Source organism: Vibrio sp. MMG023, from assembly GCF_021654215.1.
In the GTDB taxonomy this organism is placed as follows: domain Bacteria; phylum Pseudomonadota; class Gammaproteobacteria; order Enterobacterales; family Vibrionaceae; genus Vibrio; species Vibrio jasicida.
In genome coordinates this window covers 225,504-245,039 of record NZ_JAKFZP010000001.1, presented here as the reverse complement: position 1 = coordinate 245,039, position 19,536 = coordinate 225,504, and the positions used below count along the sequence as shown (strand labels likewise).

Sequence of the window (19,536 nt, the reverse complement as noted above, 5' to 3'; positions counted from 1 at the left end):
ATCCGAAGTTTCAAGAAAATCATGTTTTATCAGTCTAATATCTGAGAATTACAGGTTCATTTCATCGATTGTCGTGTTAGTCTTGACTCTTCTTTTTGTGTGATAGCTTGCATAGCAACCATTGTGTCTTTTGGGTTGTCTTTTGCGACAGGAATATATATGTCAATACGAGCAAAGCTAATATGGCCGATACTCGCTTTCATCACGGTCATCTTTGTTACATCTCAGAGTTACACGTCATACATCACGTACCAGTCCGCCAAACATGAGCTCGTTGAGCAGACGAAAGTTCTTATTAATGATGTCTCTCATTCCATTAAAGATGCGCTCGCTACAAAGAACAAGCAAAAAGCACAAACCATTTTGGCTGATTTTTTGATGGAGCCAAACGTATCACTCGTCAAGTTGTATGACAAAAACAATCAGCCGTTTGCCGTTTTTGCGCTTGATGGCTTTTCTGCACCGAGCCCCTCAGTTAAAGAGCGCAGCCGCTTGCATTCCTTAGGGTATGCGTTATCGGCTCATTTCCTTTATGTATTAGAGCCAATTATTCATGAAGGGCAAGTTATCGGTAGTATTCGTGTAACGTTATCTCAATTGCCGATGATGCAAGTAAGAGACGCGCTGTTACAAGATGGCTTATTGTTCTTGGTTATTCTCTTCGCTGGTGGTGTGACTTTTTACTTTGGTGTCGAACGACGAGTTCTTCGTCCACTGATTGAAGTGAACAGAGCATTACAGGATTTTGCTAACGGTCACCATTTGAGCGGACGTATTAATCATCGAGCAAAAGATGAAGTGGGGGATCTCGTTGCTTCATTCAACCTCATGGTCGATAAGCTACAAAAACGTGAGAAACAGCGTAAACACACATTAGATATACTTGAGCGCCGTAAGTCGTTTTCAGAAGAAGTGATTGACTCGATTCAATACGCGCTCATTGTGACGGATAACTTAGGAAGGGTCATTCATTGCAACAAGATGACTCACCATATATTTAAAGAAACGTTCCATAATTTGGAAACGGCGAACATCTGCGACTTGATTAAAACCAAAACCCCCAACGAACTTAGTCAGATTCTGAGCCGCGGATTAGAGTGTGATGATATACATCTACAAAGTGATTTGAACGAGCAACAATTGAGCCTTACGAGTCGACGCCTATCTAAACACGGATATTTGTTGTTTGCGATTCAAGATATAACCGCCATCGAAGAGGCGATGAATCGTCAAAAAGTTGCAGGACGTGTGTTTGAGAGCAGTCAGGATGGTTTGGTGGTTCTTAATCACTTAGGCATTATTACGATGGTAAACCCCGCCGTTACGAAACTGACCGGCCTTGAGATGGAACAGTTGATTGGAAAGCCGTTTATCAAATCGATTCGTTGGCGCAAGTTACAAGCGATGATGCCAAGCATTTTAGAGTCGATCGAAAACTACGGCATGTGGCAGGGGGAAGTCATTGAAAAAAATCACAACGGGCAACTCATTCCTCTGTTTGCAAAAGTAAATCGCATTGTGAAAAGTGAAGATAATAATGCGTATGATATGGTGATCATCTTGACTGATCTTTCGAGCGCAAAGGAAATGGAAAGGCTTGAATACCTTGCTCATCATGACGCACTTACCGGCCTTGCTAATCGTTCCAAATTTCATTTGGAGCTGGAAGAATTGGTACAAAGATCAGGCTACTTACGAGATGAATTTGCGGTACTTTATCTCGACTTGGACGGTTTTAAAGCCATCAACGATACTTACGGGCATGATGCCGGGGATGAAGTGCTTAAGCAAGTTGCTGAGCGTATGACGTCCACCACGCGACACAGCGATCTCATTGCGCGATTGTCTGGTGATGAATTTGTGATGTTAGTGAATCCTGCAAATCAAAAAGCAGTGACACGCATCGCTGAACACTTACTCGAGAGTATTTGTGCGCCGATTGAATACAGAGGCTCCTTACTGAAAGTCGGTGTCAGTATCGGTGTTAAGTTGGTCGGTGTGAATGAACGCGATGCCACAAGAATATTGAAAAGCGCCGATACGGCCATGTACCAAGCAAAGAAAGCGGGTAAAGGCCAAGCGATTTTAATGGGTTGCGAATCCCCAGAGACTGTTTAAAAACGGGCTAGAAACCTTTAAACTAGCCCGATTCGCGTCAGAAGGAATGATAAAATGAAAGTACTTGTTACGGGTGGAATGGGCTACATTGGCAGCCACACTTGTATTCAAATGATCGAAGCTGGTATGACGCCAGTGATTCTCGATAACCTTTACAACAGCAAACCGACAGTACTAGAACGTATAAAGAAAGTTTGCGGTGTGACACCTGTATTTATTGAAGCGGATATTCGCGACAAAGCCTCATTAGTCGATGCGATGAAGACGCATAACATTGAAGCAGTGATTCACTTTGCCGGTCTCAAAGCGGTGGGTGAATCTGTAGAGAAACCATTAGAATACTACGATAACAATGTTAACGGTACGCTCGTATTGGTCGATGCCATGCGTGACGCTGGTGTGAAATCTATCGTGTTTAGTTCATCTGCAACGGTATATGGCGATCCTGCAACAGTGCCAATTACAGAAGATTTCCCAACAAGTGCAACTAATCCTTATGGTCGCAGTAAGCTGATGGTCGAGGAATGTTTAACTGACTTCCAAAAAGCGAACCCTGACTGGAGTATCACGTTGCTGCGTTACTTCAACCCAGTAGGTTCGCACCCAACAGGTGAGCTTGGTGAAGACCCACAAGGCATTCCAAATAACTTGATGCCTTTCGTCTCTCAAGTTGCTGTAGGTCGTCGTGAATTTTTGTCGGTATTTGGTAGCGATTACCCAACAAAAGATGGTACGGGTGTTCGTGACTACATCCATGTTATGGACTTGTCTGACGGTCACGTTGCGGCATTAGACAAAGTAGGTAACAAAGCAGGCCTTCATATCTACAACCTAGGTACAGGTAATGGTTATAGCGTACTGGAAATGGTGAAAGCGTTTGAAGCTGCTTCTGGTAAACCGGTTCCATTTAAGCTGGTGGATCGTCGTCCTGGTGATATTGCTGAGTGTTGGGCTGACCCTTCAAAAGCAGCGAATGAGCTGGGTTGGAAGGCAGGGCGAACACTTGAAGAAATGACAGGTGATACGTGGCGTTGGCAGTCAAATAACCCACAAGGTTACCCAGACGCCTAAAAGTGACCGTTTTACAAAATAGTAACAAAAAGGTGCGTTATCGCACCTTTTTTGATCTAAATCGGAAAAAATCGTAAATTTGTGGTTAAAAGGTAGCACGTAATTATAGAAGTGCTAAACTATGCCCGACTCTTAATTTAGGTCGTAAATTTTCTTTAAACTATTCGGGGTAGTTCATGGAACTTGGTTTAATCATCGCATTCATCGTTGCAGCAGCAGTTATGGTGAAGAAAGAGATGGCAAAACAATAATCTTTCATTTTTCATTCTTTTCTTAACATTTTAGAAATGAAAGTACTGGTAAAAAGTCAGCATAATGCTGGCTTTTTTGTTTTTGTAGTGCGGAAGAAATGTTTTACTTAGAAAAGTCTGTAAAGCATCAAAAATGCGTTAAACCTACAGCTTTTTAGAGTTTACATAGAATAAAAAAGCGCCTGACACTGTCAGGCGCTTTTCATTATATCGCTAAAAAGTAAATTAGAATTGGTAGTCTACAGATACACCCCAGTTACGGCCAGGTTGGCTGTAAAAATCGGTGTTGTCGGTGTTATCAAGGCCGCGAACGTCTTGGTATGTCCAATATTTCTTGTCGAACGCATTGAACAAACCAGCCGATACTGTCAGGTCTTTCACTGGCATGTAGTAAGCGGTAATGTCCATTACACCGTAACCTGATGAATCGATTTGGTCTTCATCAGACCAGTCGTCTTTCTTCGCCGCAAGTTTTAGTGAGGCTAGTGCACCAAAGTTGTGCTCAACATTGTCGTAGCCTAAGCCAATGACTGATGAAAGCGGTGCTACAGAATCAAGAGGTTTACCTGTCGACTTGTCTTCGCTGTCTAGGTAAGTCACAGACAGTTTAGTGTACATACCTTTAGGTGCTGAGAAGCTTTCATCTAGCAGTAGAGTTGAACTAAATTCCACACCAGAAATATCCACCTCGTCACGGTTTACGATAGTGATACGATCTTTGTTTGGATCGATGCTTGGCAGGTCTTCAGCGTCAATAAAGTCTTTGTATTGCGTGATAAAGCCGGTCAATTCAAACTGAGCAAAGTCGTTTTGACCTCGGAAACCGATCTCGTATGAAAGGCTCTTTTCCGCTTCTAGATCTGGGTTTGGAACGAATTCAGCACCCGTGTCGTATTCGTAGTAAAGCTGCTCGACCGTTGGCGCTTTAAAGCCTTGGCTGATTTGAGCAAATGTACTTAGCTTATCGTTAATGTGATATACCGCACCAAGTTTACCCGTCCAAGCATCGTTGCTGTTTTTCTTACGTTCAGTTGTGAAGCCTTCATCTGAAGAAGGGTCAGCTTCAAATGAGTCATAACGAATACCAGCGTTAAGAACAAGCGTATCTTCTAGTAAGAATGCGTTGTTTTGAAGGAAAACGCCCCATTCAGTTACTGTTGCGTCTGGGATAGTGGTTGAACCAGGTTTTGTTGTGCCATTGTCATGGAAGATATCAACGTTAGTCAGCTGAAAATCAGTGTGTACAGAGTTCAAACCGTAGGTTAGCTCATGAATAGCATTGTCCGTGGTAATCACTTTATCGAACTGTGCATCAAACTGGAGCGATTTATCTTCAGCTTGGCGCAGGCGAGTTCGGTCACCTTCGTAACCAATGTAGCCTAAATGATCAGTCACGTTAGAGAAGTTAGAGTTTTCGCTTTCTGTAACCTGATAGTTCAAGTCTAGCTTCATTCCGTCGAAGGCTGGGTTAGCTTTCGTTAACTCGTAGTTAATGCCGTAGCGCGTACGTGTCGTCTCATCACTGCTTTTTGCATCAGCATAAGTGACACCAGGCATAGGGCCAAAGTTTAGTGTGTAGTTACCACTGCGATTGTTTTCATCGTACTGATAATTGTAACGCTCAAAGACGACACCAATTTTGTTCGTATCATTTAGTGTGTAGTAGGCTTTAGCAAGAATGTTGTTTAGGTCTTTGTCTGCAGGGTTTTCTAATCCGCGATCACTACCATCAATATCAGAACCGTCACCGTAAGTTTGTCGCTCGCTACCGGTAGCGTATGTACCCATTAATAGCGTTTCAAGGTTACCTTGGCGCATTGCCCAAGTTAATGTGTTCTTGAATTGCTCATCAACAGAGTAGTAGCTTGATTTAATACCAAAACGGTTTTCATCACCGTCTGTTTTCAAAACGTCTGATGGATCTTTCGTCTTTAGAACAACCACGCCACCCATTGCATCTGAACCGTAAAGGGTTGAAGATGGGCCTTTGTTGATCTCGATACTTGTGAGTGTATCAAGCTCAATCGCGTTTGGATAAATAGCTTGTACAGCGCCACCACCTGGGTTGAATGGAGTGGCTTGCTGAACACCATCAACAACGATTTTAACTCGATCGCCTTCCATGCCTCGAATGTTAAAGCCAGAGATGCCAAAGCGACCTGAAGTGGTAGCTTCAACGCCCGGAGTGTATTGAACTGCATCATACAGATCTTTAGAAACAGAGCGCTCGATATCTTGAGAAGATACCGATTCAACAGAAGCTGAAACATCATTGATGTTTTGCTCTGTACGGGTAGCGGATACAACCACTTCATTAAATGTTGAAGTATCATCTGCGTAAGCACCTTGAGAAAGGGCAACTAGAATAGAGGCTGACAAAATTGATTTTTTATACATTGGCTTCAATACCTTAAATCCATAATAGGCAATAACAACGTGCGGTATCTTAGTTTATCTAAATGGTAATTACTATCATTACCATTGCTATTTAATGTTATTTTTGTCAAAAGTAATTTGTGCTACGCCAAAGGTAGTCTTTAATTATCAATCTGTTATATTGTTTAAAGTCATTTTTTAACATGGTATTTCAAATGCCACTACTGTGATTAAAATCACATAAAAGGAAGTTCATGTGCAAAGCCCAATCACTTTAGAAGCACTTCATATCCTCGATGCGATTGATAGAAGGGGGAGTTTTGCTGCCGCTGCGAACGAGCTGGAACGAGCTCCTTCTTCTCTCAGTTACCAGATCCAAAAGCTTGAACAAGACCTTGATATCATCATCTTCGATCGTTCAGGGCACAAAGCACATTTTACAGAAGCCGGGAAACTGATCCTTGAAAGTGGTAGAGCAATTCTTCAAGCAAGTGAAAAGTTAGTAAATGATGCGACCTTGCTGGCTAACGGGTGGGAGTTGGACATTACTGTCGCTTTTGATGGCATCATTCCCATTTCCAATTTTTTCCCGATGGTGGATGCTTTGGCCAATGTGAGTAGTACGAGAGTGCGCTTGCAAGAAGAGATACTTGCGGGTAGTTGGGAATCATTAAATACAGGCAGAGCTGATCTATTAGTGTGCCCAGCACTTGATACACTTCCTCATGATGTGAAAGCGGAAAAGATCGGCAAAATGAGCATGGTTTGGGTTGCCGCGGCTGATCATTACGTACATAAGCGCAATGGCGATTTCGATGATGCGGCGAGAGAAAAGTACCGAGTGATAGCAATCGCCGATACGGCAAGAGAGCAACCAGCGCTGTCTATCAATGTTATGCAAAAGCAGCCCAGACTGACAGTGACAAACTTTCCTGCAAAAGTAGAAGCATTGGCTTCTGGACTGGGTATAGGGACGCTTCCCAGTCAAGTCGCACAGAGTATGATTGAGAGTGGGCAACTAAAACGTATCGAAGGTACTGAAGAGCAACCCATCGAGATAATCCTTGCTTGGCGCAGAAACGCCATGGGAGAAGCGAAGTCATGGTGCGTTCAGTATTTGAAGAAAAACTGGAAATTAAAGTGACCTTGTCACGCTTGTGGCTAATAACGCAGACGCTTAGAAATCAATAGGGACGCGCACAACGTCCCTTGTTTTTTCTGTCGGGTTCGAGGGTTGCTGTGCATATACTATACTCTATCCGCTGTGACAACTTTGAGCTCTTAAACCACATTGGCATAGCAAGGCTAATTTAACGGCAAAACCATATCTGCGGTGCCATCAGCAAACTGAACATCAAGTTCGAAGCCTAAACTTTGTGCTAGAGAAAGCATGCCTCGGTTAGTCGGCATTGTCATTCCGGACATCTGTTTGGTCCCTTTGACTTGACAATAACTAATGATTTTCTGCATCAGAACTTTACCGAGCCCTTTACCTTTCAAGTCAGACCGAACCAATATTGCAAACTCAGCATCGCTATTGTCAGGTGTAATCAACGCTCTTGCTACACCGATGATAGAAGGTCCATTCTCATCAAAAGCAACAGCAACAAACGCCATTTCACGGTCGTAATCAATCTGAGTTAGATTCGCAAGCGCTTCATGATTAAACTCGCCAACGTCCGAGAAGAAGCGATTGTACAAGTCTTCCTTTGACACACTATTAATAAACTGTGCATGGATGGGTTCATCTTCTGGCAAGATTGGGCGAAGTAAGATTGGTTGCCCATCTCTTAACGTGACGGTTTCCACAAACTCAGCAGGGAAAGGGCGGATAGCCAAACGTTCTTGAGCATCCCCTTGGTACTTCCTGAGCGTTAAGTCGGCATCAATGATGGTAAAATCACTACCTGATGCAAGTACTGGATGAATATCCAGTCTTTCTATTTCAGGTAGCTCAACCGCCATTTGTGAGATTCGAACTAGGAATTTAGACAACTCGGTAATGTCGATGGCATCTTTGTGTTTTTGTAATCGTATTTTGCCAGATTTGAGTGCTATCACGATTAAGTAACGCGCCAAATTCATATTTAGAGGAGGCAAAGCGGCAACAGCATCTTGGGTGATATTCCAATCTGAACCGCCTTGACCAAGCAGAATTACGGGCCCAAATACGCTGTCTACTACAATACTTACCCGTAGTTCTTCCGCACTACCAAGCTTAGCCATGCCTTGTACGAGAAGACCCTGAAGGTTTGCAGATGGATAACTCAGTTTCGCTGTATCAAGGATTGCTTGTGCTGCACTTGATACTTCTTGGCTGTTCCTTAGGTTCAACGCAACGCCATGAACATCAGATTTATGAGGAATGTCGGGAGAACGCAGTTTTACTGCTACTGGATACCCAATATTTTCTGCCATATGAAGCGCTTCTGTTACATCAGAGGCAATCCAAGTCGGTAGCATCTTAAAGCCAAACTGTTCGAATAATGGACTTGTCTGGTGCGTATCGAGAACCACTGATGTTTTATACAGTAGTTGGTCATTAACCCAATCACGGGCAAGGTTGACGCTGCCTGAGTGCAGTGGTTCTGCCGTCGTTGGAGTTTCCATCAGCTGTTTTTGGTTGCGTCTGTACTCGACTAAGTGCATGTATGCGACGACCGCACTCTCAGGTGTACGGTAGGTGGGAATACCGGCCTCAGTAAACGCCAAACGTGCTTCTCTAGAGGTTTGTTCGCCAGACCAATTTGTCAGGATATTGAAATGCTTGTGCCTTGGGTGTGCTTGAATCGCTTCAATAACGGCATTCGCGGTATCCAATGAATCTGATACCGCTGAAGGGCTGTGCATGATCAAGATTGCATCAGTACAATCATTATTCATGATGGCATTGATCGTATCGACATAACGCTTTTTCGTCGCGTCTCCAGCTAAGTCGATAGGGTTGATTCCTCGCCAATTACTGGGCAAAGCGGCTTGTAATTGGTTGATTGACTCTTCATCAAGAGAGGCGAGTTTTCCCCCAAGTTCTAGTAACGTGTCAACGGCCATCACTGCGGGCCCGCCACCATTCGTCACAATGGCGAGGCGCTCTCCGCGAAGTGGCACCGAATGAGTGAGCGTCTCTACAGCTGCAAACAATTCATGTGTATTGCCAACGCGCAACATACCAGTTCTACGTATCGCAGAATCATAAATGATATCTAACGCATCGATGCTTTCTTCATCTAAAGAGCGAGCTTGTTTAGAGCGGCCAGCTTTTAAGACCAAAATTCTTCGGTTACGTGAGGCAGCTCGAGCAGCGGACATGAAACGTCGAGCATCTTTAATTGAATCAACGTAGAGCAAGATTGCCTCGGTTTTTCCATCCATACTTAAATAGTCGAGAAGTTCCGCAAAATCGATGTCTTGACCTTGTCCAATAGAAATGAAGGAAGAAAAACCGATGTTCTTGTCGTTGGCCCAATCAAGAACGGTTGTACATACTGCTGCCGACTGTGAAATAAAAGCTATCTTTCCTAGTCGTGCAGCAACGGGAGAAAAAGAGCAATTGAAGTTATGCCAAGGCAGAATAATGCCAAGACTATTTGGACCTAAAACACGAATATTCAGCTCTGAAATATCGATGCTTTCAGCGTCGTCAGAAATAACAATAGCGAATGCAGTACCACGAGCATCAAGATCTTTTAAAAGCTGTTTATTACGAGAAACGTTTGTACAGAGGATCGCGATATCAGGTGTATAGGGTAGGGAAGCTACGTTCGGATAAGCAATGACACCAGATACCGACTTGTATTTTGGTGTGACTGGCATTATTGCACCGCCAAAACCACTTTGGAGTAAATTACGCATCACAATTTGCCCAGCTCGCAGCTCTTTTTGTGATGCGCCGACCACTGCAACAGAATTCGGTTTGAAGAGTTTTTGTAATTTGTTCATTGTTACTCCTTGGCCATAGACGTCGAAAGCGAGTGGTTAGTCCTTATACAATCATAAACGAATAACTTTCTGTTTAAATATGAATAAGCCAGACATTGGTGGAAATCTAAACCATGCTTGTAGAGTTTGTGTCACTCATCACATCAAATTCAAAGATTATTGTGTTTGGTGCTTGATAAAATAGCCTGCTATCGGCATGATTTATCGTAATATTTGTTCAGAGCGTTTGTTACTTCATGAAAAAAATCGCAATCATCGGCTTGTCAGTACTACTTTCTGCTTGTGCCTCGGAAACTTACATCACTGACGTGACATCAGAAAGTTACCAAGAAGACTACCAATCTCAGGCTGTCTCTAAGCCAATTATGTCTTCTGAAAACGCAGTGGTAGAAAAAGACGTAGAGCCTACCGTTGTCAAAATGACTGCGAAGCCAGAAGAGAAGAAGGTGGTTAAATTAACCCCTAAAGATCAAGCGAAGCCAGTTAAGATCATTCCACCAAGTAAAAAGCAAGCGAGCATTCAACGTTTTGGTTACACCATCCAAGTTGTTGCCGTCGGCAGCCAAGCGAAAGTAGACCAATTCGCGAGTAAGCTTCCACAAAACAGCCAACCTATTTGGGAAAACTACAAAGTAGTCAATGGCACTAAGTGGTTCTCAGTGCTTTACGGCGATTACGCAACTAGCGCTGAAGCACAACAAGCAATATCGACGCTTCCTGGGCATTTTCAGCAGTTGAAGCCGTTTGTTAAGAGTATCGATGCCATTAAAAACTCGGCATACCCAACACTTAATAAACTCAACTAATAACACAAAAAGAAGGGAGCAAATTGCTCCCTTCTTTCTTTGGTTAAATCCTATTCGAACAGCATTCTTCACAGTAAAATTACTGTACGTTGCTAACCAAAAGTTTATCATACTGAATAGTATCTTTTTAAAATCACGGAAAGATTGATTCATGATTAAAAATATTCTTCTTCTATGCGGTGGTTGTTCATCGGAACACGAGATCTCATTATTGTCTGCAAACTTCGTCGAGCAGCAATTAAATTTGATTGAAAACGTTAAAGTAACGCGCGTAGAAATCAAAAATGAAGGTTGGGTAACAAACCAAAATGAGTTGGTTTACCTAGACTTGAACACAAAACAACTTTGTTCAGATACTTCGAGTTTAGCCGTCGATTTTATCGTTCCTTGTATTCATGGTTTCCCTGGTGAAACTGGCGATATTCAGTCCATGTTTGAAATCGCAGGCATTCCATACCTTGGTTGCGGTCCTGAGGCGAGCAGCAACAGCTTCAATAAGATCACATCTAAGCTTTGGTACGATGCAATTGGTATCCCAAACACTCCATACTTATTTCTGACTCGTAATGATGAATACGCCCACGAGCAAGCGCAACAAGCATTTGATAAATGGGAAAAAGTGTTTGTCAAAGCCGCTCGTCAAGGTTCTTCTGTTGGGTGTTACAGTGTCACCGAAAAGTCAGAATTGCGACAAGCAGTCAATGATGCCTTCGGTTTTTCTGAGCAGGTGTTGATTGAAAAGTCAGTGAAACCACGTGAGCTTGAAGTCGCAGCTTATGAGATGGGTGGTCAACTGTACATTACCAAACCCGGTGAGGTAATCGCGCCTGATGGTGCCTTCTATTCTTACGATGAGAAGTACAGCAGTGCGAGTCATTCGCTGACAGAAGTTGAAGCAAAGAACTTAACAGAAGAGCAGGTGGATGCGATTCTTGAAGCTTCACAGACAGTCTTTAAGCAAATGAATCTTCGTCATTTATCGCGTATCGATTTCTTCTTAACGGAAGACAACGAAATCTATTTGAATGAGGTAAATACTTTCCCAGGTATGACGCCGATCTCGATGTTCCCTAAAATGCTGCAAAATAATGGTCATCAGTTCCACGACTTTTTAGCTGATTGTATTAATACTGCAAGCTAACTAACGTTACCGTCATTCGTTTTGTGGTAGAAATAAGAATAACCGAACTTTTGTAAGGCATTAGTGTTTGAATATTGTTCGGTTATAATTATGATTGTATCAAAGCATTAGATAAATGGCTCAGTGGTATGGCAATTTCAAATTATAGAGGTTTTAACCTGCAATCAGGCGGATCCGATGGTAGCGTTTGGAAGGTTAAAATCAAAAACCACGTTTTACAAGGCAGTTTAACGGCGGTAAAAAAGAGCATTGATTGGTGGTGTGATACCGCGTCTATTATCGATCCCAAAGAGTTTTCTTCTTTAGGTCAACGAACGCAAAGCACCGGCAACCCTCAATCTGAAGTATTTAATGGCTACACGATAAAGAACGATACAGGAGAGCCAAATGCTTGGTACTGTATGTTCAATGGCAAGTTGATAAAAGGTGCGAAAGCCGCAATTCAACGTCATATCGAAGCGTATTTAGTTGCAAAGCAAAAAGCGATGCAAGCACAACAGCAAAAGAAATAAGAGTATGTCTCTCGTATATTCAACAGAAACTGGTCGAATCAAACCTGAAGAAGAAAAAGTCGAACGTCCTAAAGGCGACGGTGTTGTTCGTATTCAACGACAAACTAAAGGTCGTAAAGGAAAAGGCGTTTGTATCATCACAGGTTTGGATTTAGATGACGCTCCGCTAAAGTTGTTAGCCGCAGAACTGAAAAAAGTGTGTGGTTGCGGTGGTTCAGTAAAAGATGGAACCATTGAAATTCAAGGTGATGCTCGTGATAAAATCAAAGCTCATCTTGAAAAGAAAGGCATGACAGTTAAGTTGGCCGGCGGTTAATTTAAACTAAGAAAAAGATTTTAAAGAGCGTCTCAAACAGACGCTCTTTTTGTATCTGTGGTTTCAGTTCGTAAGAGTTGTAATGCGTATAGAAACATACCAAAGAACAACCAACGATGAGTGAGCTAAAAGAAAAACGAGCTAATAGCAGAGCGAGCAATCGTAGATTGATAGATCCATATTAGCTATTTTATGGTAAATCACCATTATGTTTAATGAACCTAACAAACGATGTCTGAATTTGAAATCTGAGAGGGATAGGAGACCAATGTAGAGAAGATTTGGCGTACGCCTATACTGCATTTAACATAACACATATAATGCGCACCAAGGGGTTGGGTTTTAACAATTGCTAATTCTTTGATTAAGCCTTTCATAAGTGTCTGATAACCAAGCCGTAATTTTTAATTTTGCTAGTTTTAAACGTTTAAGTCATTTGTACTATTGCTGACGATTGTTTTGCACAGTCCATTAAAAACGCCTAAATTCCCGACCGCCACATTATGATGCGTTCGGTTACGGCGAAAACAACAAGAAAAAAATTTTTAGTCAGTTATCCAATATGTGAGCGTTGTCATGTTTCACGAATCATTCCGCACACTCTTTTGGCGTGAGTTTAAATCTATTAAGCAAGGCGCTGATTACTTTCACGTAACATATGGTTTTGGCGATTTACTACGGATAGTGAATTACCAATATAAGCTATTCATCCTAGAGTGACTTGCCTTAAAAACTAAAAGGTTTAGCTGTTTTCAGTATCAAACAATGTTTTTGCCAAACTGGTGGCGACATGACTATCACGATGCGAGGTTTTGTTTTTCCAGTTCGAATTGTCATTCAAGAAATAGTTGTTATGGAACGCGAATAGAGCACGTTCTACCATTGAAGGAGTATTCTCTCCGAACTCTTCCATTGCCTTCTTTCTAAATGCGGTCACTAACTGCGGATTGGTGTATGCTTTTTCGAGTTGCTGCGTTGTTGTAAATCCAAGGGCACCGGAAATCTTGGAATCTACGATCATTAAAGGGAACGCACTGTCGTGGCTCCAAAAATAGGCATGCTTAGTTGCGAACGATTTGCCAATTCCGTCGAGCTTACAGAACTCATCTATGCACTTGATATTGCCATCGACTGCGAGTTGGACCCCAAGCATGTACTGTTCAAATGCTCTTACATCATCTTCTAGCACTTGTCGCGGGGCATCTTTCCCTTTCATTGGTACATAAAACAACCTTCCAGATGGACCACCCCAGCAATAAATGAGATCAACGATTCTAAGTATCGTTGATTTGTCGAATTGCTTTTTACTGATCATGGAAAAAATTTCGTCCATACAGGCATTTAAGTCACCATTGAAATGCATGTATTTTCTAGAGTTAACGTTGGAATAAGTTGTCTTTTTTCCTACGGTCTCATACCAGGTCGTGTACCAGAATTGATAATCGATTTCGGGAAACTTCACTGTCACTTTCCTTTTTTGGGTTACTGGTTGTGTCTGCGCCCGTAGTAACTAGTTTTACTCGGTTCTCGATACCATAGAGTTAAAAAAGCCGAACCCCATCGCCAAGGGTTCGGCTTTTTAGTTGGCTTCTCACTGATCATGGAAACGTATGTAGTAACATTTTCGAAGCCGTCTAGGTCAATAGACGTGCCTAAGGTATCGGTTCAGCGCACGTTGTGTAAATCATCATTAGTGCAGGTCTGAACTAGGTCGAAAGGTTTAAGCGCTTATTAGATTCTACTTACATATTGTTTAGACACACTATACATAACTCGTCTCTCCTGCCGCTTTTATCTGGCCCTCAACACTAACGAACTAAGTATCTACCATGCAGCAAAAGGCTTAAGAATTAACTGCAAACTTTACTCATCAATAGTTCACCCCATTCAGCATCTCACTTTTAACCTAATAACGTTACAGTGTAATACGTAAGTAAAATTGCGTTTATATCTCCAATGTAGGCCAGTGATCATTTTTTGAAAAAAGTTGCGCTCATTCCATCTAAATCTCACGTGAAAAACACCGTTTACTCATTCTCTTTTTCTGTTTTAAGTACGGTTTCAGATTCGGTTCGGTTTTAGTCCGCAAGCACTCACTGTTTTCATAAGTACCATTTTATATGTCTAAATTTTCTGCCAATCAAAGTGACGGCGTCTCTTTTATGTTTTTGCAGAATATTTCACTATTGGATATGGCCATTGAATTCGTCACTGTAATTAAATTACAGAGCGAGGTGGGAGTGTTTTATTGTTTGAATGATTATCCCGAGTTAAGTGCTTGTATTTTAGGGGGTTATATTCAATTTGCTGTGCTTGCTCAGTGTTTTTGCCTGCATTTCAAAAGTGACAGTTAATGGTATCTAGTAAAATTTTACTAACTTATTATTGCAGGTGTTTCTACTCCACTTTTGAACTGCTTGGTTACGTGGTAACGTTGAATTTGTTTAAGGTAGTGTGGTGAAAAGACGGGGAGCTGTTTGATTTAGCGATATATGTGAGGGGCGTAAAAAAAGCAGGGTCTGTGCCCTGCTCTTTGTAATTTCTTAGTCTTGTTTCTTCGCGGCGTATTCTGCTCGAATTTGCTGGGCTACGATCTTAATCGCTTCTGCGGTACTGGTACCCTTCTGCATTAATTCTTGAATACGTTCTACAGCTTGTTGCTGCTCTTGATGAGACAGAGGTGGTAAATCGTCAAACATAAAAAAGCTCCTCAATATGAGGAGCTGACTATAACGGCTCGCTTAGTAGGTCGCAAGGAAATTAATCGAAGCACCCATTGCGTTTTCATTGGTATATTGCGCTGCAATATCAAGTTCGATTAAGTTCAAAGGTGACAAACCAATACCCGCCGTGATCGTTCCGTCGTCATCTGAACGTGCAAGGTTTTTCATGTATCCCCCACGCAGTGCTAGCTGACGAAGTACGTCAATTTCAAAACCGGCTCGAACCATTTGCATGTTGTCATCAAAGGTAGAGAACTTCTTCTCTTCATTCAAATCGTAGTCAACGCTGAAGCTGAAGTAATCTGCGACATATCCGGCACCTACGGTGTAGACTGGTCGCATGCTGTATTCGTAGGATTGAATGGTATCACCGTTGTAGGTGAAAGATTTTGTTTTCACGTCGCGACCGATTAAGTTTTTCGCTGAAATACCTAAACGGTAAGGACCAAAGAACCACAATGCACCCGCATCAAGGTTAAACATGGTTTCTGCGGTTTCATTTTCACGCAAATCTTTAGTATCGAACGCAGCAAAGCTTGTTGCGTAAGAGTAAGTGTAGATGCGCTGTAGTTTTGGTGTAATACCAAACGACAAATGCTGATTCATGAAGTTGGTGTATTTAGCGAGGGAGATCCCCGCTTCTGCCACACCAATAGAGACGCCGCGCACGTAGCTATCATTTAACGGGTCACCACTTGCCGTGTCGATAGTCGGTTCAACGAAAGACTCGGTATATAGTTTTCCGTAAGCTGTTGCAGATAAGAATTTATTCGGAATACCAACGGCGACGACACCACCAAGGTCAAAATCCATCTTTTGTCCGTTAATCGCGTCTAAGGAGTTTACGATTTCTGTTGGATCGGTCAGCTTACCTATGCGTTCGATTTCGTCGATTAAACCGTCTTGATCGTTATAGTTAACGCCAAAACTTGGCACGATCATACCTGCATCATCATTACGACGGTAGATTGCCGTTAATGCCGGGTTAAAGAATGGTGCAGTTAGGTAAGAGGCTGATACGGTGCCGACTCCACCCATTGCGTCACTACGAGCTTCGATTGCGTAAGTGCCAGCAAAAGCAGCGCTGGAGCATAACGCTGCTGTGATGGTCGTGGTTAAAATTTTGAATTGTGTCTTCATACTACACTTGTGATTTCGTTCGTCCTGAACTTATATCGGCACAAGTGTAATTTCTTTAGCTATTCTTCGAGAGAAACATCATAAGTTCGGCTAATAGTTTGAGCCTGCTCAACAATAATGTCACCTTGCCAACGTCGACTGTTAATGCTCACAGCTAACACATATCGGTCATTAGGGATTCCATCTAATTCGAGAGAATTTGGGTAATTAGATTCGTATGTCTTTTTCCATACTTGGTCATATTGACCTTCGACATAATCATAAAGGCCGACTTCTAGCTGTGGTAGCGGACAATGTGGGTTCCGTAGCGCGCTCTTCTCTACCTTCCAGTTCTCTTTTGAAGTCCAACGAACATATTGTGTCGAGTTTGAATCGCCTAAAATCACCCATGTACGGTAAGTACGTTTGTCTTTTGTCGTAACTGATAAGTGATATAAGCCCGCATCCAACTTGCCGGTTAGATTGTAGCGTTTTAAAAAGCTGCGTTCATTTGCCAGTTCTGCGCCTTCCGGTTGCTCTTCAAAATTGAATGAGCTGTCTGCAGAGATCGTACTGTCGACCCAACGGCGGAAAGAGATGTCTTCAATATCCGTTGTTGCACGCAGTTTAACGACAAGTCGATAAGTATCTCTGCCAGGGCTTTGGATGGTTTGTCGAATAACGTTAATGCCGCTTATCCAATCAGGAAGCGTGACACCTGTTAATGATTTGCCGCAGTCTCTAGAAAGTGATTGTGCTAATAAATCATTGAGGTGCGGTGTGAGTTCTTTGTTTGGTTCACTTTGCCATAGTTCGACAAGGGAATTGAACATGCCACCAAGGTCATCTTCGAGCAGATGCTGGTGAGCTTGTGTCAGTGGTGTATTAGTTTGAAACCAGTCCGTAGCTTGGACTGGTTTCACTAATAGCAATGAGAGAACTACAGGAAGTAGTGTTTTCATTCTTTGCCGTTACGCTTTCATCTTGTAACCAACGCCACGTAGCGTTTCGATTTCTAGACCCGGTAGCTTTTGACGTAACTGAAGTACGTGAGTATCTACAGTACGCGTTGTTGGGAAATGGTTGTAACCCCAAACGTGATCTAATAATTCATCACGTGTAAATACGCGACCTAAGTTAGATGCCAAGAACAGCAGTAGATCGAACTCGGTACGAGTCAGAGTGATCATTTCACCTTGGAATACGACTTCGCGAGTTGCGCGGTCGATCTCAAGGTCTTTGGTCATCACTTTGTCTGCATTACCCTGTTCCGCTGAATCTGGTGCGCGAAGTTGTGCTCGGATACGCGCAAACAGTTCCGCTTCTGCAAATGGTTTTGTTAAGTAATCGTTCGCACCAGAATCTAAACCCGCAACTTTATCTTTTACAGTAACCAGTGCAGTAAGAAGGATTACAGGGATATCTTTAATTTTTTTCCATTCAGGAAGAGATTGTACTGAGTCGCCGTCTGGTAGTTGGCGGTCCAGAATGACTAAGTCAGCCTTTTTCCATTGTGGCTCAACGTCTGAAATACGCTCCACATGTAAACACTCATATCCTGCTTGTTCCAGGCTTACTAACAGGCCGTCAGCCAAGTTTTTATCGTCCTCAACGAGAAGCAGTGTCTGTTTCACAAGGTATCTCCAATATAAAGGTTGTAGGTGGTCCCATTAGGGACATTTTTCCGCCCATGCGGCCTACCATTGATTCAACTATTGTTAATCCAAGCCCTAGTCCGCTCTTACTTACGAACGGCTTTCTTAGGTTTGCCCAATCTTTTGCAGTTAAACTGCCGGCATCTATGACTTGGATAATGATTTTATCCGCACTGGTTTCTACACATAGTTCGACCGGTGCTTTACCGTACTTCAATGCGTTTCGTAGCAAGTTATCGATACAGGTTCCGAGCCAATACACGTTAACTTTAGCAGCTACATCTTCGTTTATTTTGAAAAGTACAGCGTTATCAAATTCTTCTTCAATCTTATATTCTAGCCATTCTGCAACAGAAGGAACCCAGTCTGTTGCAAGCATTTGGTTATCAGATTGCAAATAATCTTTACTTGCCTCTGCTAACTGGCGTAATCGGCGCGTATCTTCGCATAATCGACGAAATTCGTCGTAAACGGTTTCTGGAAGATGTTCGAACTCACGACGGAAACCTTCAACGGTTAAAGACAAAGACGCAATCGGCGTTCTTAGTTCGTGAGTAAGAATTTGCAGCACCAACATGCGACTGCGCATTTCTTCTCGTTTGCTGTTCCAGCGATACACTGCCCAGCCGATCACCAATAAGATGTTGGCAATCACAAGAATGATCATGCTGATCCGCAACACTTGCGAGTGATCTTCTACATCCCAACAAATGTTACCGCGTTTCACAAAGCAGCTTCGGCTTTCTGATGCGAGTCCGTAAGACAGACCAGCATTCGCAACATTTTCTTGCCAAACATTTTTAGAGAAAACGAAGTAGTGATCACCGCGGCGTAGCCAAAGCTCCTTCCCTTCAATGAACATGCTTGCACCAGCGATGAGTGCGTTTATTGCATCATCATCCATGCTTTGCAAGCTTTCTAGCAGTTCGTCGCCATCGTCGTTAGTGCGCTCTTTAATGTGCATGTACTGTGCAAGCTTAGGGCGCAGTTCTGGATATTTCTCAGCATAACGAGCTGCGTAAGTGCCGCCTCCTGGGTGAATCAACCCACTACGAGAAAACCAACGTGGTGTGAGTTGCGTTCCTTTACATAAGGCACGAGTAAACACCAAAGGTTCCGTAATTAAAGGACTTAACGGCAGTTTTCCGCGACATGTGTTCGCCAAGCGATACAGCTGTTGAATGTCTTTTAGCGGATAATCGGCCGTTTGTGGCAACATTGAGTCCGGTGAAAGCAATTTGGTTGGGTAGTTCGATTGCAGTATGCGTATGTCATACGATTTAAGAGCCACTTCATAATTAAATAGCTCTGTAAACGTATCTATTCGTTCTGGTAATGAATCTGCAAATGCGCTTGCCGAGAAAAGTGGCAGCATTAAGGCAGAACGGAGCAAAAACTGTTTAATCAAACTGTTACCGGTACTTGTTACATTAGCCAGAACTATACATCAATCTAAAAACAAATGACATTAGGCAGCTTAAGGATTTGCAGTACTATAACATTGAAAGC

At 42.6% G+C, this 19,536-nt stretch carries 15 protein-coding genes; 7 read left to right on the top strand and 8 right to left on the bottom strand.

Annotation, left to right across the window (positions count from 1 at the left end; translation table 11 throughout):
• The first annotated feature begins 159 nt into the window (after positions 1-159).
• On the top strand, positions 160-2,118 hold the full coding sequence (locus L1076_RS01045; RefSeq protein ID WP_039977823.1) for a diguanylate cyclase: 1,959 nt from the start codon (positions 160-162) through the stop codon (positions 2,116-2,118).
• A gap of 54 nt (positions 2,119-2,172) precedes the next feature.
• Positions 2,173-3,189: a UDP-glucose 4-epimerase GalE gene (galE, locus tag L1076_RS01040; protein WP_038870736.1), complete on the top strand. Its 1,017-nt coding sequence runs from the start codon at positions 2,173-2,175 to the stop codon at positions 3,187-3,189.
• 476 nt (positions 3,190-3,665) lie between these two features.
• Here the strand turns inward: galE and L1076_RS01035 are convergent, their stop codons facing one another.
• Positions 3,666-5,837: a TonB-dependent hemoglobin/transferrin/lactoferrin family receptor gene (locus L1076_RS01035; RefSeq protein WP_237302949.1), complete on the bottom strand. Its 2,172-nt coding sequence runs from the start codon at positions 5,835-5,837 to the stop codon at positions 3,666-3,668.
• 235 nt (positions 5,838-6,072) lie between these two features.
• Between L1076_RS01035 and L1076_RS01030 the strand changes: the two genes are divergently transcribed.
• Positions 6,073-6,960, top strand: coding sequence for a LysR substrate-binding domain-containing protein (locus L1076_RS01030; protein WP_045405336.1), 888 nt, complete (start codon positions 6,073-6,075; stop codon positions 6,958-6,960).
• A 161-nt stretch (positions 6,961-7,121) separates the two neighbouring features.
• Here the strand turns inward: L1076_RS01030 and L1076_RS01025 are convergent, their stop codons facing one another.
• Entirely contained in the window at positions 7,122-9,755 is a 2,634-nt protein-coding gene (locus tag L1076_RS01025) for a bifunctional acetate--CoA ligase family protein/GNAT family N-acetyltransferase (protein WP_237302948.1), read from the bottom strand.
• A gap of 236 nt (positions 9,756-9,991) precedes the next feature.
• Between L1076_RS01025 and L1076_RS01020 the strand changes: the two genes are divergently transcribed.
• The 4 genes from L1076_RS01020 to yciH all read left to right on the top strand — a co-directional run bounded on the left by L1076_RS01020 (position 9,992) and on the right by yciH (position 12,530).
• A complete protein-coding gene (locus L1076_RS01020; RefSeq protein ID WP_038870728.1) occupies positions 9,992-10,561 on the top strand; it encodes an SPOR domain-containing protein in 570 nt (189 codons plus the stop codon).
• A gap of 151 nt (positions 10,562-10,712) precedes the next feature.
• Entirely contained in the window at positions 10,713-11,702 is a 990-nt protein-coding gene (locus L1076_RS01015; protein WP_237302947.1) for a D-alanine--D-alanine ligase, read from the top strand.
• A 128-nt stretch (positions 11,703-11,830) separates the two neighbouring features.
• Positions 11,831-12,214, top strand: a complete 384-nt coding sequence (locus L1076_RS01010) for a DUF3319 domain-containing protein (RefSeq protein ID WP_038870724.1) — start codon at positions 11,831-11,833, stop codon at positions 12,212-12,214.
• A gap of 4 nt (positions 12,215-12,218) precedes the next feature.
• Positions 12,219-12,530 (top strand): stress response translation initiation inhibitor YciH, encoded by a 312-nt coding sequence (gene yciH / locus L1076_RS01005; RefSeq protein WP_104036506.1) that lies wholly within the window; start codon positions 12,219-12,221, stop codon positions 12,528-12,530.
• A gap of 742 nt (positions 12,531-13,272) precedes the next feature.
• Here yciH and L1076_RS01000 read toward each other — a convergent pair.
• The 6 genes from L1076_RS01000 to vxrA all read right to left on the bottom strand — a co-directional run bounded on the left by L1076_RS01000 (position 13,273) and on the right by vxrA (position 19,402).
• Positions 13,273-13,992: a hypothetical protein gene (locus L1076_RS01000; RefSeq protein WP_237302946.1), complete on the bottom strand. Its 720-nt coding sequence runs from the start codon at positions 13,990-13,992 to the stop codon at positions 13,273-13,275.
• Between the two features lie 1,081 nt (positions 13,993-15,073).
• Positions 15,074-15,229, bottom strand: a complete 156-nt coding sequence (locus tag L1076_RS00995) for a YoaH family protein (RefSeq protein WP_080774323.1) — start codon at positions 15,227-15,229, stop codon at positions 15,074-15,076.
• A gap of 42 nt (positions 15,230-15,271) precedes the next feature.
• Entirely contained in the window at positions 15,272-16,393 is a 1,122-nt protein-coding gene (locus tag L1076_RS00990) for a conjugal transfer protein TraF (RefSeq protein ID WP_237302945.1), read from the bottom strand.
• Positions 16,394-16,452: 59 nt separating this feature from the next.
• The gene (locus L1076_RS00985; RefSeq protein WP_038870714.1) at positions 16,453-17,334 is read right to left on the bottom strand and encodes a DUF2861 family protein; all 882 of its coding nucleotides are present in this window, start codon (positions 17,332-17,334) and stop codon (positions 16,453-16,455) included.
• 9 nt (positions 17,335-17,343) lie between these two features.
• Positions 17,344-18,006, bottom strand: coding sequence for a response regulator transcription factor VxrB (vxrB, locus tag L1076_RS00980; RefSeq protein WP_038870712.1), 663 nt, complete (start codon positions 18,004-18,006; stop codon positions 17,344-17,346).
• Entirely contained in the window at positions 17,981-19,402 is a 1,422-nt protein-coding gene (gene vxrA / locus L1076_RS00975) for a sensor histidine kinase VxrA (protein WP_161625078.1), read from the bottom strand. The genes vxrB and vxrA overlap by 26 nt, the downstream gene beginning before the upstream one ends.
• Between the last annotated feature and the right edge of the window lie 134 nt (positions 19,403-19,536).